This window comes from Sorangiineae bacterium MSr12523 (assembly GCA_037157775.1).
Taxonomy (GTDB): domain Bacteria; phylum Myxococcota_A; class Polyangia; order Polyangiales; family Polyangiaceae; genus Pendulispora; species Pendulispora brunnea.
On sequence record CP089982.1, the window covers coordinates 9,865,006 to 9,877,909 of the forward strand.

Genomic DNA, 12,904 nt, shown 5'->3' on the forward strand with positions numbered 1-12,904 from the left:
GCGTGGAAAATGCGGAGCATGCTGATACGACAACGACCGCCGAGGTAGCGTCATGACGGATCGAAGCAAGGGCAGCACCATCACGGTCCTACGCTCGAACACCATCGAGGTACCGGCCCTGCGCGTGGCCATCGTGGACGAAGGGCCCGAAGTCTCCGTGCCCCTCGGCCTCGAGCCCGTTACCATCGGCTCATCCGACGAATGCCAATTGGTCTTGCGCGATCGGCGCGTTTCGCGGCGGCATTGTAGCATTACCCTGGGCGACGACGGCGTCGTCCTGCGCGATCTCGCCAGCAAGAATGGCACCTTTCTGGGCGAGATCGCGGTGCGGGAAGCCGTTCTCGTGCCGGAGGTCATTTTCACGGTGGGCATGACGCGGCTGGCGGTGCGGGTCGTGGGCGCGCCCGCGGTGCTGGAGCTCCATCCCACGCCGCAATTCGGCGAGGCGCTGGGGGGCTCGCTGGTGATGCGTGCGCTGTTCGCGCGGCTCGCGGAGGCGGCCCAGAGCGATGAGACCATTTTGCTCTTGGGCGAATCGGGGACGGGGAAAGAGCTTTTGGCGCGAGGGATCCACGATATGAGCCCGCGCCGCGATGGGCCCTTCGTGGTCATGGACGGCGGCTCGATTTCGCCCAACCTGATCGAGGCGGAGTTGTTCGGAAATGTGCGCGGGGCTTTCACGGGCGCGGTGGATGCGCGCGTGGGGCTGCTCCAGCACGCGGATGGCGGGACACTGTTTCTCGACGAGATTGGCGAGTTGCCACTCGATGTGCAGCCCAAGTTGCTGCGCGCCCTCGAGGCGCGGCAGTTCCGCGCGGTAGGCAGCAACAAATGGCAACCCTTTCATGCGCGCATCGTGGCCGCGACCCACCGCGATTTGCGGGCAGCGGTGCGCGACGGCACCTTCCGCAGCGATCTCTATTACCGGCTCGCGGTCATCGAGGCACGGGTGCCCCCGCTTCGCGAGCGCAAGGACGACCTCGAGCTGCTGGTGGATCGGTTTCTCGCGTCGCAGACTCCGCCCCTCACGCGCCACGATTTGCCAAAGACGACGATGGCGATGCTGCGTTCTCATTCCTTCCCGGGCAATGTGCGCGAGCTTCGCAATGTGCTGACCCGATTGGCGCTTTTCCCGCGCCTCGGCCTCGACGCCCTGGAGCCTATCCGCAAGCGCACCTTGGATCCCGGTGCGCACGACAACGACGCCGAAGGCTGGTCGCAATTGTTCGACCTTCCCCTGCGCGAGGCCCGCGAACACTTGGTGGAGCGCTTCGAGTCATCGTACTTGGAAGCGAAACTCAAGGACCACGCCGGCAACGTGGGGCGCACCGCACAATCGGCGGGCGTTTCGCGGCAGATGATTTATCGACTCCTCGAGCGCTATGGTTTGCGACCGGGTGAGGTTTGATTCGATATCCAACTAGTGGTCGAATTCAATGACGAGTTGTCCGGTACACCCGGTACACCGATTGGCATTTGCCGAAGAATCATTCGAATACCTTAGCGGCATGGCTCGTGCTCTTTCCATATTTCAATCGACGTCGATGTGACGTCGACAGGGAGAAAAGCACCATGTCGAAGACGATTTGCGCACCGTTCATGCTGCTGGCCATGGGCGTAGCCTTGCTAGGTTGTGCGGACGCCGGGCCTGCACAACCCGACGAGGACGATTCCTTCGTAGAGGACGACTCGAACGTCGAAGCGGCCTTGATGTCGGAAGACGAGGAGGCGGCGACGTCCGCGGAGGAGGACGACAACGTGAGCACCGAAGAGTTGCCCATCGACGTCAGCATGCCGACCGAGGGAGAAGGTGCCGACCTGGCGCAAGCCAAGCGGGTGCCCGGGAAGATCTACAAAGACAAGAAGGGCTGGTGCCACTATCGAAACTGGGGCGGAGACTTTTACTGCAAGAGCTCTTACAATCACAAATTGCCCAATGGTTATCGCAACGTATTCGTCATTGGCACGAACCACAATGTCTTCACCCGCTGGGCATCTCCTTCGGGCGTCAGTGGCTGGGCGTCGCTCAACGGGCTCTGCTACCACCCTGGGAAACAATCCATTACGCTCAAGACTTCGAAGAAGCCGTGGAAATTCACGATTTTTTGCCGCGCAGAGGACGGAAGCCCCTGGAGGCTAACGCGTTCCGAGGAAGGCAATTGGCCTAAGAAGTGGAGCCCCGCGTGGAAGCGGTGAGCGGTGAGCTCGATCACATCTCGCCGCGAATGGCGAGACCGCCCGGGAGAGGCACGAGCGAGACCGTCGTTTTCGGCGACGTGTGGACGCGAGGCCATTGCCAATAGGCGAGGCCGAGCGAGACGACGCCGATGCCGGCGCTTGCGGCGGATAGCCACCATAGGGTGCGTATCGAATCCACGTCGTCGGGGTTGCACCTTGGTTCGCAGTTCTGCGACACCAAGTCGGAGCGGTCCATGTGCCCCTTGACGAGGAGTACGCCGGACGTGGCCAATGCGGCAATGCCCACGATGCCGAACGTGTAGGCCAAGGGCCGGCTGCCGGATTCGGTGCGCGGGCTCTCGCCCGATGAAGACGAGAGCCCGGGCTCTCCTTCGGAGGATGGCGCAATGGACGCGGCGATCTCACGATCCCGCTCGCCCGGTTTGAGGGTGACCTTGACCGTGGCGGGCGGGGAGCCGATGCGCTCGAAGCGAAACTCGTGCTCTCCAGGGTCCACGGCGACGGGGCCCTCGGGGATCTCGTTGCGGAGCAAGATGCCGTCGACGAGGATGCGCGCGTACTCGACCTTGCGACCGCGGTCATCGGCCACGCGAAAGCGAACCGTGGGAATCGCCGCCTCGACCTCCGATTGCCAACGCTGGCAGTCGCGCGAAAAGCGCGCGGGGCACTCCTGCGTGCACGTGCGCAGAAGCTCCTGCGCCGCGGTGAGCTTTCCCTCGCGCCGTTCGCGCTGCGCCTGCTCGTAAGCGGCCACGCAACGCGCCGCACGCGGATCGTCGGCGGCGTTGGCCCGTTGCGACATTCCCGCGAGCGACCCGAGCAACGACGCGACGAAAAATGCGCTGGCCAGATACCGTGTTCGATTCGCGGGTTGGAACGTAGGCATGTTGCGGGGGGTGAAGATGGGGACCGTCAAGCAAAGCACATCGGGACGGCTCGAGCCAATATGCTACTTTCGGCCAGCCGATGCGACAATCCGCCACCCGAAAGGCCGCAACGTTTCTTGGAGGGTGCCTTCTCCTCTTCGCGTGCTCGCTCGACTACCTATCGCGCGACTTTGCGCAGAACGGTGGTGGAGGCGACATCCCCGATGGGGGAGGGGCGGAGGGGAACTATTGCCAATCGCTGGAGGCCGAGCCGACGTTCTGTGACGATTTCGACAAGGGCATCCATTCGAGCTGGCGGACGGCCGCCCAAGGTGGTGGCCTCGTGAAGGTCGACGACGGCGCCCTGCAGATCAGCGTTCCGGCCAACGCCGCGGACGCGTTCGCGTACATCGAGAAGAGCCTTTCGCCGACGTCCGAGAACATGCTGGTCGAGTTCCACCTCACCGCACAATCGTTGGCCGGGCAGACGAAGGCGTATCAAACGGTGCGCTTCGAGATCCCGAACGGCGGAGGAACCAGCCAGGTCTCGCTGACGTTCGGCGATGATCCGAATACGCCCGATCACCTCGAGGTCCGCGTGAAGGAACATCATCGCTTCACGGACGGAGGCAGCAAGGACAACGGATACGGAGTTCCGATTCCTTTTCCCATCGGTCACGCGGTCGATGTCTCGATGCAGGTCACGCCGGGTACCCCCACGCGGGTGCTCGTCAGCATCGATCAGACTGCAGACGAGCGGAGCCTCTCGGTCGCCATTCCCAATGCGCCCAATGCAAAGGTGGCATTGGGCGTGGTGCAACCGGAGTCTCCCTCGACGGGATGGAATCTCGCGATCGACAACGTCACGATTGTCGCACATTAAACGAACCATCGACGCGCCCGCCTCGTCGAAACCCGATGGTGCTGTGTGATTGCACAGTGATTTCGTCCGGGCGCTTCGTAGTTCAGGGTTTCGATCAACGGCGGGTTGTCACCGCGTGTAGCAGGGTCGAGCGAGAGTTGCTGCGGCGAAACGCCTAAGTGCGCGACGGCACGAAGGCTGCTCATACAACCATTCAGGAACAGCGGTTGGTTGTTCGCTTATCCAACTTCACGGGAGACATCGAACCATCATGAATACGTTTATGAACCTGCGCTCATTTTGGAGTCAAAATTTCACATTTTCGGCCAAGTGGCGGGTCGTGGCTGCGCTGGCGCTGGCGGGGACTCTCGCCGGGGGTTGCTCCAGTGCATCGGATGGAGGAGAGAGCGCGGAAGGATTGCGTCAGGGACTTACCGTGCTTCAGGCCGAGTCCGGAAATACGGTCAAGATTGCGTACAAAAAGGACGACCGTCTCGTCTACCTGCAGACTCGCCGCGGCGAGGCGACGCCCGAGGAGTACCGCAACGACGATCCGACGCTCCCCGCGTTCGGGACGGACTTGAAGATTACGGACCGGGTCGGTGACACGATTTATACACGCGTGGCGGGCACACACTCGGACTTCGATACGGAGTCTTCGGACGATGCGGACGAGTCGAGTGTCCCGAAAAGCGATTCCGAGCAGCATGCGCAGGACAGCGAAATCGTAACGGAGGCGCTCCAAGCATCGATGGGCGCCGTCGAGAAGCTGGGCAAGGATTTCGCGGACGTGGGCGACGTGATGAGCGCGGCCGAGTCGGTGTTCCAGACGCCTCAGGACGACGATGCAACGGACGACGATGGCGACATCGAGGCAACCGAGCTTTCTGCGGCCAAGGGAACGCTCGCCACAGCAGACGTCTCGGCAGCGAAGGCGCAAAAGAAGAAGCACCGGATTTGGCTGTGGAAAGGCAAATGGATCGGCAGCGGGACCTGGCATTCGTCCACGCGAATTGCCAATTACTACAAGGGCAAGTACCACAATCAAAAAGACCAATGCAACCACGGCCGATGCCCGGGAGAAAAGCGCATGAGCCTTGATTGCAAATACCTCAGCGGGTGGCGCAAGTCGTCACGCAAGACCGGACATTGCGCTACCGGTTACAATCCGATTGCGCCCTTCAGCCACAATTGCAACGACGACTCGCACCTCCAAACGATCAACATCCGCTACAATAAAAAACACTCGCCCGACAACGGCTCGTGCCACGACTTTGGTACCAACCCTGACCCGGATGGTTGCGATCCGTCGCGCTGGTAAGGAAAGGGCACGACAATGAGATACCGCCTTTGGCTCTTTGGAGGTGCGGCATGCGTGGCGGGGGTCTTCCTCTTCTCACGCACGCCTTCCAATCCGCCCCCGAGCTCCCCTGCCCCGGAGGCTTCCGTGGCCGCCGCAGTCCCCACGACGGAAGCCGCTTTGCCAAGCGCGCCCCCGCCGGTCGATACGACGGCTCCTCACGAAGAGCCAAAGGCGGAACAGGTTCACGCCGCGCATCGCGCCCCGGAGCCGCCCGCCGCCACCTTGAATGTCACCATCGACGGGCGTCCCACCTCGTGGACCACGGAGGACCTTCGATCCATTCGCCATGCCGGCGGCACGCACGACATTCGCGAACTCACGGCAGCCTTGGCCGGGGGAATTCGTGCCACAGTGCAAATCGTCGGTCAGACGGAGACCGGCGAGCGAACGGCCACCGTGAACCTCGAAGCGCTCGCAGCCACCGACCAACTCCGCATTTGGCCGGAAAGCGACGGAACGTGGTCCATTTCGCGCAATGTGACCAGTGAAGACGGTCGGTCCACGGTGGAGCAGTACAGCCTCACCGATGTGAAGGATCTGGCCATTCGCCGCAACTAACGGGACGATCCAGCAATTGGAAACGGGATAGCCCTCGCGGCTATCCCGTTTTCGCATTTGCATACCTGTACCTCGCGCTCCAATGGCTCCATACACAATCACCATGTTGCGGCGATACGCGCGGGTCGTGAGTGCCATGGTCCTGAGCGGTATGGTCGCACTGGCGTGTTCATTGGAGTCGCTGTCGAGTCAGTACCATGCCGCCGAGGGCGGCCGTGGAGACGCTGCCCCCGCCCCCGTCGAAGAGGACGTCGATGCCTCGCCACGGGCCGCGCCAAGCTGCATGCACACCACGCCTGCACCAACCTTCTGTGATGACTTCGATCACGGGATCGATGAGCGGTGGAGCCCTCTGCTCAAGGGCGACGGCGGGGTGAGCAACCTCGATCAGGCACTCGTGGTCTCGATCCCTGGCGCCTCCAAACGCCCCGGAGCAGCAGCAGCCTTGTGGAAGGAGTTCCCCCAAACGGCGACGTCGGCGCACCTCACGTTCTACTTCCGCGCGCCCGTGCCCATGGGAACGACGGAGCAGCCCATCATCACGTTCGAGCTCGAGCGCAGCAGGAAGGCTTACCAATTGTCCCTCATGTTCAGCGACAGCGAGACCCGCGTGAGCGAACGCCAGCTCGGTGCCGATGCGGGCACACCGCAGAACTACCCCGTGAAGACGCAGATCCCTACCGGCGGCGTCTCCGTCTCGATGGAGTTCTCCCTGGGCAAGCGTCCGCGGCTCGTCCTCTCCTTCAACGAGGTCGAGGTCCTCGACAAGGTGCTCACCCTGCCCTTCACACCGGGCCCGAATCTCAGGCTCTACATCGGCGTTATCCAAGCCGAGGTTCCCACCGATCCGTGGTCCGTCCATTTCGACGACGTCCACGTGCTCGTCGAATAGTGCCCCCTTCGCGAGCTCTTAAAAGCAAACGACCACGCGGACACTCGCAGTGGCGAGCGTCGGCGTGGTCGCTGACGGAAACGGCGCGGTGTTACTTCTTCGCGCCGCCGGGTCCGCCGCCCTTGACCTTGCCCTTCTTGTCGCCGGAGTGGCCGTGGAAGGTGCGGGTCGGGGCGAACTCGCCCAGCTTGTGGCCGACCATGTACTCGGTGACGAAGACCGGCACGAACTTGCGTCCATTGTGCACGGCGAACGTCAGGCCGACGGCGTCGGGGGTGATGGTGCTGCGTCGCGACCAGGTCTTGATGACCTTTTTGCTCTGCGTCGCACCGGCGGCGGCGATCTTTTCGGCGAGGTGACCGTCGACGAACGGACCCTTTTTGACTGAACGAGCCATCGTATGCTCCTAAATTAGCCCTTCTGGCCGCGGCGTTTGACGATCATGCCGTCGGTTCGTTTGTTGTTGCGGGTCTTCAGCCCCTTGGAGAGCTGACCCCACGGCGAGCACGGATGACGTCCACCCGAGGTACGACCCTCACCACCGCCCATCGGATGGTCGACCGGGTTCATCGTCACGCCGCGGTTGTGCGGGCGGCGACCCAGCCAGCGCGAACGACCGGCCTTGCCGAGCGAGATGTTCGCGTGGTCGACGTTCGAGACCTGACCCACCGTCGCGTGGCAATCGAGGTGCACCATGCGAACCTCGCCCGACGGCAAACGGACCTGCGCGTAGTCGCCGTCCTTGGCCATCAGCACCGCGCCCGAACCGGCCGAGCGCACGATCTGGGCGCCCTTGCCCTTCTTGAGCTCGACGTTGTGGATCGTCGTGCCGAGCGGGATGTAACGCAGCATCATCGCGTTGCCCGGCTTGATGTCCGCGTTGCGGCTCGAGATGACCTGGTCGCCCACCTTGAGGCCCTCGGGCGCCAAGATGTAGCGCTTCTCGCCGTCCGCGTAGTTGACCAGCGCGATGCGCGCCGTGCGGTTCGGATCGTATTCGATGGAGGCGACCTTGGCGGGGACGCCAATCTTGTTTCGCTTCCAGTCGATGATGCGGTAGCGCTGCTTGTGTCCACCGCCACGGAAGCGCGACGTGATGCGGCCGTGCGCATTGCGCCCGCCGGTCGACGTCTGGTGCTCGGTGAGGTGCTTCGGCGCTTCCGCGCCCTTGGTGAGCTCCTTGAAGTCGGAGCCGGAGTAAAAACGCCGCGCGGGGGAGGTCGGCTTATAGCTCTTGATGCCCATGGCTTATTCGCTCGAGTCGAAGAAATCGATGGTCTCGCCCTCTTTGAGGGTAACCATGGCCTTCTTCCAATTTTGCATCCTGGCGTGGCCGCGCCCCATGCGCCGCTCTTTACCGCGCACGACCAGCGTGTTCACGCTGACGACGTTCACGTTGAAAAGCTTTTCCACCGCGTTGCGGATTTGGATTTTGTTGGCGTTGCGCGACACCTCGAAGATGACCTGATTCTGCGCGCGCAATAGGTTCGACTTTTCCGTCAGCACGATCGGCCGACGAATGACTTGCTCCGGATTCATTCGGCGCCTCCGTCCGATTTGGATCCCGCGACGAGACGCTGCTCGAGAGCTTTGGCCGCATCCTTCGAGAGCACGAGGGTGTCGTGGCGAAGGAGGTCGTACACGTTGACGCCTTCCGGCGGGAGATACTGATGGTCTTTTGCGTTACGAATCGAGAGCACCAGGTTCTCGTTCGTGCGATGGTCGACGACCAGCGTCTTCTTCTCCGCCTTGAGCGTGTCGAGCGCGGAGAGAAGGCCCTTGGTCTTGATCTCGGGGAGGTCGAAGCGGTCGACCACGACGAGGCGGCCTTCCTTCACGAACTTCGACAGCGCGCTGCGGAGCGCACCCACGCGGACTTTCTGCGGGGGGCGGTAGCTCCAGTCGCGCGGACGCGGCGGGTGGGCCTGACCGCCACCGACGTAAATCGGAGCGCGGATCGAGCCGTGACGCGCACGGCCGGTGCCCTTTTGCTTGTAGAGCTTCTTGGTGCTGCCGCTGACTGCGGAGCGTTCCTTCGCTGAGGCGGTGCCTTGGCGGCGAGAAGCGAGCTGCGCTTTGACCACCTCCCAAAAGAGGTGCTCCTTTATTTCTGCGCCGAACACTTCGTCCGCGAGGTCGAGCGAACCGACCTTTTCGCGCTTCATGTTGTAGACGTCGACGGTTGCCATTGGAAAACTCCTGAACTCTACGACTTGATTTCGACGTCCACCCCGGCGGACAAGTCCAGCTTCATCAGGGCGTCGAGCGTCTGCTGCGTCGGCTCGAGAATGTCGAGCAGGCGTTTGTGCGTGCGAATTTCGAATTGTTCACGCGACTTCTTGTCGACGTGCGGTCCGCGGAGGACCGTGTAACGCGAGATATGCGTGGGGAGCGGGATGGGACCTGCGACGCGCGCGCCGGTCCGCTTTGCCGTCTCCACGATGTCACTCGCCGACTTATCGAGAAGCTGATGATCGAACGCCTTCAGGCGGATACGAATCTTGGTGGCACTGGCCATGGTCTACCTTCTTCAGTCTATTTGCTCTTCAGGCTCTAGCGAGTCGGAGGGCTGTTCCCTTGTTGAACGTCTTGAGGTTCGCAAGCGACGTCCGACTCGCTCGCGCCAGTCTTCAGGCATTTGTAAACGTCGGATTTCCCGCAGCCTGTCGCGTGAAATTCTTTTTCCCCGACGCTGGTCAGTTTCACCAATTTATCGGGACATCCAAAGTCGGTCGCTGCTCTCTGGTGTGCTGCCGTTTCGAAGGCGCTGGCACCGCACGCACTGAGCGAGAGAGCCAGAATTCCGAAAATCGAGAGCGAGCGACCCACCTTTCCGAGAGTTCCTTATTCGAGCACCTTGGTGACGATGCCAGCGCCGACCGTGCGGCCGCCTTCGCGGATCGCGAAGCGCATCTGCTCCTCGAGACCGACCGGCGTGATCAGCGTGATCGTCATCGTGATGTTGTCGCCCGGCATGACCATCTTGGTGCCTTCCGGGAGCTCGCAGGTGCCGGTCACGTCCGTCGTACGCATGTAGAACTGCGGACGGTAGTTCGTGAAGAACGGCGTGTGGCGGCCGCCCTCTTCCTTCTTCAGGACGTACACTTCGCCGACGAACTTCTTGTGCGGCGTCACCGAGCCCGGCTTGCAGAGAATCTGGCCGCGCTCCACGTCGTTCTTCTCGATACCGCGGAGGAGAACACCGATGTTGTCGCCGGCCTGGCCCTGATCGAGCAGCTTGCGGAACATCTCGACGCCCGTGACGACCGTCTTGCGCGAGTCGCGGAAGCCGATGATCTCGACCTCTTCGCCCGTCTTCACGATGCCACGCTCCACGCGGCCGGTGACCACGGTCCCGCGGCCCTTGATCGAGAACACGTCCTCGATCGCCATCAGGAACGGCTTGTCGATGTCACGCTGCGGCTCCGGGATCGCCTCGTCGAGCGCCTTCACCAGGTTGCCGATCGACTCTTCCCACTTCGGCTCGCCGTTGAGCGCCGGGAACGAGGCGACCTGCACGACCTTCGCGTTGTCGCCGTCGAACTTGTTCTTCGACAGGAGCTCGCGGACTTCCATCTCGACCAGGTCGAGCATCTCCGCGTCGTCCACCGCGTCACACTTGTTGAGCGCCACGACGATGTGGTTCAAACCGACCTGGCGGGCCAGCAGAACGTGCTCGCGCGTCTGCGGCATGACCGAGTCGAGCGCGCTCACCACGAGGATGGCGCCGTCCATCTGCGCCGCGCCCGTGATCATGTTCTTGATGTAGTCGGCGTGGCCGGGGCAGTCGACGTGGGCGTAGTGGCGCTTCTCGCTCTCGTACTCCACGTGCGAGGCCGCGATGGTGACCGTCTTGGTCGCGTCGCGGACGGTGCCGCCCTTGGCGATGTCGGCGTAGCTAATGACCTTGGCAAGGCCCTTCTTGGACTGAACCTTCACGAGCGCTGCCGTCAAAGTCGTCTTCCCGTGGTCGATGTGACCAATGGTGCCGACGTTCACGTGGGGCTTGCTTCGGTTGAATTTCTCTTTCGCCATGACTTTCTCCGAGGGGGCTCAGTAATGCGTATCCATGGGGCGTCGCGACTCAGTGCGACGTACCCTTAACCTTGGCCACGATCTCTTCCTGGATCGCCGCCGGAACCGGTGCGTAATGCGAGAAGTGGAGCGACGAGGTCGCGCGGCCCTGCGTCATCGAACGCAGATCGGTCACGTAACCAAACATGGTCGCGAGCGGAACTTCCGCGTCGACCACCTGCGCGTTGCCGCGCTGGCTCATGCCGAGGATCTTGCCGCGGCGCGAGTTCACGTCGCCGATGACGTCGCCCATGTACTGCTCGGGAACGACGACTTCGTTCTTCATGATGGGTTCGAGCAGGTGCAACCCTGCCCGCTTCGCGCCGTCCTGGAAGCAGAGCGACGCTGCGATTTCGAACGCCTGGGCGCTCGAGTCGACCTCGTGGTACGTGCCGTCGTACAGCCGGCACTTCATATCGACGAGCGGGTAGCCAGCGAGAACGCCGCGGGCCATGGCCTCGCGCACGCCCTTCTCCACCGCAGGAATGAACTCCTTCGGGATGGCGCCGCCGACGACCGCATTTTCGAAAACGAAGCCCGTTCCGCGCTCGCCCGGCTCGATCTCCATGAGCACGTGGCCGTACTGGCCGCGACCACCGGACTGCTTCGCGTACTTGTACTCGCAGGGGACCTTCTTCGCGATGGCCTCGCGGTACGCAACCTCGGGCTTGCCGACGTTGGACTCGACTTTGAACTCGCGGCGGAGGCGGTCGACGATGATGTCGAGGTGCAGCTCGCCCATGCCGCTGATGATCGTCTGGCCGCTCTCCTCGTCCGTGTGCATACGGAAGGAGGGGTCTTCGGCCGCGAGCTTCTGCAGACCCACGCCGAGCTTCTCGACGTCGCTCTTGGTCTTCGGCTCGATGGCGATCGAGATGACCGGCTCGGGGAAGACCATCTTCTCCAGGAGGATCGGCTGCTTCTCGTCGCAGAGCGTGTCGCCGGTGCGCGTGTCCTTGAGGCCCACGGCGGCGTAGATGTTTCCGGCGTCGGCTTCCGTCAGCTCTTCACGCTTGTTCGCGTGCATGCGGAGGATGCGGCCGATGCGCTCGCGCTTCCCGCGCGTGGAGTTGAGCACCATGGTGCCCGAGTTGATCGTGCCCGAATAAACACGGAAGAACGTCAGGTTCCCGTGCGGGTCGTTGATGATCTTGAAGGCGTAGCCCGCAAACGGAGCCTTGTCGTCGGCCGGGCGGGTGTCTTCCTGCTCGGTCTTGTCCGGATTCACGCCCTTGACCGGCGGAATGTCGAGCGGCGACGGGAGGTAGTTCACCACCGCGTCGAGCAGGAGCTGCACGCCCTTGTTCTTGAACGCCGAGCCGCAGAGGACCGGGAAGAACTTGAACGAGGTGCATCCCTTGCGGAGGGCGGCGACGATCTCGCCTTCCGTGATCGCATCGAGGTTGCCGTCGAGGAACTTGGCCATGATGCCTTCGTCGACGTCGGCGCACGCCTCGATCATGTGCTCGCGCGCGGTCTTGCACTTCTCAACGAGGTTCTCGGGGATGTCCGTCCAGCTGTACTTCTGGCCCTTGGACTCCTCGTCGAAGATGGCAGCCTTCATCTTGATGAGATCGACCACACCCTTGTGTTGGTCTTCCTCGCCCACCGGCCACTGGATGGCCACTGGGGTGACGCCGAGACGCTCCTTGATGGAGTTCACGTTCATCTCGAAGTCGGCGCCGACCTTGTCCATCTTGTTGACGAACACGATGCGGGGGACGCGAAACTTGTCGGCCTGGCGCCAGACGGTTTCGGTCTGCGGCTCGACACCGTTGCCGCCGTCGAGAACCGCCACCGCGCCGTCGAGCACGCGGAGGCTGCGCTCGACTTCGATGGTGAAGTCCACGTGGCCTGGCGTGTCGATGATGTTGATGCGGTGGCGAACGCCCGCGTGCGGCCCCTCGGCCGGCTGCCAGAAGCAGTTGGTGGCCGCCGAGGTGATCGTGATGCCGCGCTCTTGCTCCTGAACCATGTAGTCCATGGTCGCGGCGCCCTCGTGAACCTCGCCAATCTTGTAGTTGACGCCGGTGTAGTAAAGAACGCGCTCCGTCGTCGTCGTCTTGCCCGCATCGATGTGGGCCATGATT

Annotated in this window: 14 protein-coding genes; 6 read left to right on the plus strand and 8 right to left on the minus strand. The window is 62.7% G+C overall.

What is annotated here, in order from left to right:
* Positions 1-52 precede the first annotated feature (52 nt).
* On the plus strand, positions 53-1,408 hold the full coding sequence (locus tag LZC95_38620; protein ID WXA92358.1) for a sigma 54-interacting transcriptional regulator: 1,356 nt from the start codon (positions 53-55) through the stop codon (positions 1,406-1,408).
* A gap of 164 nt (positions 1,409-1,572) precedes the next feature.
* Entirely contained in the window at positions 1,573-2,196 is a 624-nt protein-coding gene (locus tag LZC95_38625; protein ID WXA92359.1) for a hypothetical protein, read from the plus strand.
* A gap of 13 nt (positions 2,197-2,209) precedes the next feature.
* Here LZC95_38625 and LZC95_38630 read toward each other — a convergent pair whose 3' ends face one another.
* Positions 2,210-3,085: a hypothetical protein gene (locus LZC95_38630; GenBank protein WXA92360.1), complete on the minus strand. Its 876-nt coding sequence runs from the start codon at positions 3,083-3,085 to the stop codon at positions 2,210-2,212.
* An 80-nt stretch (positions 3,086-3,165) separates the two neighbouring features.
* On the opposite strand from LZC95_38630, the gene LZC95_38635 reads away from it, so the two are divergent.
* From LZC95_38635 to LZC95_38650, 4 genes are all read left to right on the plus strand, one after another.
* Positions 3,166-3,948 carry a hypothetical protein gene (locus LZC95_38635; GenBank protein ID WXA92361.1) on the plus strand — a complete coding sequence of 261 codons (783 nt, stop codon included), beginning with the start codon at positions 3,166-3,168 and terminating at the stop codon, positions 3,946-3,948.
* Positions 3,949-4,198: 250 nt separating this feature from the next.
* Complete coding sequence (locus tag LZC95_38640) at positions 4,199-5,248, plus strand: hypothetical protein (protein ID WXA92362.1); 1,050 nt, start codon at positions 4,199-4,201, stop codon at positions 5,246-5,248.
* A 15-nt stretch (positions 5,249-5,263) separates the two neighbouring features.
* The gene (locus tag LZC95_38645; GenBank protein WXA92363.1) at positions 5,264-5,848 is read left to right on the plus strand and encodes a hypothetical protein; all 585 of its coding nucleotides are present in this window, start codon (positions 5,264-5,266) and stop codon (positions 5,846-5,848) included.
* 103 nt (positions 5,849-5,951) lie between these two features.
* Positions 5,952-6,740 (plus strand): hypothetical protein, encoded by a 789-nt coding sequence (locus LZC95_38650; GenBank protein ID WXA92364.1) that lies wholly within the window; start codon positions 5,952-5,954, stop codon positions 6,738-6,740.
* A gap of 91 nt (positions 6,741-6,831) precedes the next feature.
* On the opposite strand, the gene rpsS is transcribed toward LZC95_38650, so the two are convergent.
* From rpsS to fusA, 7 genes are all read right to left on the minus strand, one after another.
* Positions 6,832-7,137: a 30S ribosomal protein S19 gene (gene rpsS, locus LZC95_38655; GenBank protein WXA92365.1), complete on the minus strand. Its 306-nt coding sequence runs from the start codon at positions 7,135-7,137 to the stop codon at positions 6,832-6,834.
* A 14-nt stretch (positions 7,138-7,151) separates the two neighbouring features.
* Positions 7,152-7,985 carry a 50S ribosomal protein L2 gene (gene rplB / locus LZC95_38660; GenBank protein ID WXA92366.1) on the minus strand — a complete coding sequence of 278 codons (834 nt, stop codon included), beginning with the start codon at positions 7,983-7,985 and terminating at the stop codon, positions 7,152-7,154.
* A gap of 3 nt (positions 7,986-7,988) precedes the next feature.
* Positions 7,989-8,279, minus strand: a complete 291-nt coding sequence (locus tag LZC95_38665) for a 50S ribosomal protein L23 (protein ID WXA92367.1) — start codon at positions 8,277-8,279, stop codon at positions 7,989-7,991.
* Positions 8,276-8,929 (minus strand): 50S ribosomal protein L4, encoded by a 654-nt coding sequence (rplD, locus tag LZC95_38670; GenBank protein ID WXA92368.1) that lies wholly within the window; start codon positions 8,927-8,929, stop codon positions 8,276-8,278. Before rplD ends, LZC95_38665 begins: the two co-directional genes overlap by 4 nt.
* 17 nt (positions 8,930-8,946) lie before the next feature.
* Complete coding sequence (gene rpsJ / locus LZC95_38675) at positions 8,947-9,258, minus strand: 30S ribosomal protein S10 (GenBank protein WXA92369.1); 312 nt, start codon at positions 9,256-9,258, stop codon at positions 8,947-8,949.
* A gap of 326 nt (positions 9,259-9,584) precedes the next feature.
* Positions 9,585-10,775 carry an elongation factor Tu gene (tuf, locus tag LZC95_38680; GenBank protein ID WXA92370.1) on the minus strand — a complete coding sequence of 397 codons (1,191 nt, stop codon included), beginning with the start codon at positions 10,773-10,775 and terminating at the stop codon, positions 9,585-9,587.
* Positions 10,776-10,824: 49 nt separating this feature from the next.
* On the minus strand, positions 10,825-12,900 hold the full coding sequence (gene fusA, locus LZC95_38685) for an elongation factor G (GenBank protein ID WXA92371.1): 2,076 nt from the start codon (positions 12,898-12,900) through the stop codon (positions 10,825-10,827).
* Between the last annotated feature and the right edge of the window lie 4 nt (positions 12,901-12,904).

Bases quoted from the DNA above. Each gene is read 5' to 3' on its own strand.
- LZC95_38620 (WXA92358.1), top strand. From the start codon at position 53: ATGACGGATCGAAGCAAGGGCAGCACCATCACGGTCCTACGCTCGAAC.
- LZC95_38625 (WXA92359.1), top strand. From the start codon at position 1,573: ATGTCGAAGACGATTTGCGCACCGTTCATGCTGCTGGCCATGGGCGTA.
- LZC95_38630 (WXA92360.1), bottom strand. From the start codon at position 3,085: ATGCCTACGTTCCAACCCGCGAATCGAACACGGTATCTGGCCAGCGCA.
- LZC95_38635 (WXA92361.1), top strand. From the start codon at position 3,166: ATGCGACAATCCGCCACCCGAAAGGCCGCAACGTTTCTTGGAGGGTGC.
- LZC95_38640 (WXA92362.1), top strand. From the start codon at position 4,199: ATGAATACGTTTATGAACCTGCGCTCATTTTGGAGTCAAAATTTCACA.
- LZC95_38645 (WXA92363.1), top strand. From the start codon at position 5,264: ATGAGATACCGCCTTTGGCTCTTTGGAGGTGCGGCATGCGTGGCGGGG.
- LZC95_38650 (WXA92364.1), top strand. From the start codon at position 5,952: ATGTTGCGGCGATACGCGCGGGTCGTGAGTGCCATGGTCCTGAGCGGT.
- rpsS (WXA92365.1), bottom strand. From the start codon at position 7,137: ATGGCTCGTTCAGTCAAAAAGGGTCCGTTCGTCGACGGTCACCTCGCC.
- rplB (WXA92366.1), bottom strand. From the start codon at position 7,985: ATGGGCATCAAGAGCTATAAGCCGACCTCCCCCGCGCGGCGTTTTTAC.
- LZC95_38665 (WXA92367.1), bottom strand. From the start codon at position 8,279: ATGAATCCGGAGCAAGTCATTCGTCGGCCGATCGTGCTGACGGAAAAG.
- rplD (WXA92368.1), bottom strand. From the start codon at position 8,929: ATGGCAACCGTCGACGTCTACAACATGAAGCGCGAAAAGGTCGGTTCG.
- rpsJ (WXA92369.1), bottom strand. From the start codon at position 9,258: ATGGCCAGTGCCACCAAGATTCGTATCCGCCTGAAGGCGTTCGATCAT.
- tuf (WXA92370.1), bottom strand. From the start codon at position 10,775: ATGGCGAAAGAGAAATTCAACCGAAGCAAGCCCCACGTGAACGTCGGC.
- fusA (WXA92371.1), bottom strand. From the start codon at position 12,900: ATGGCCCACATCGATGCGGGCAAGACGACGACGACGGAGCGCGTTCTT.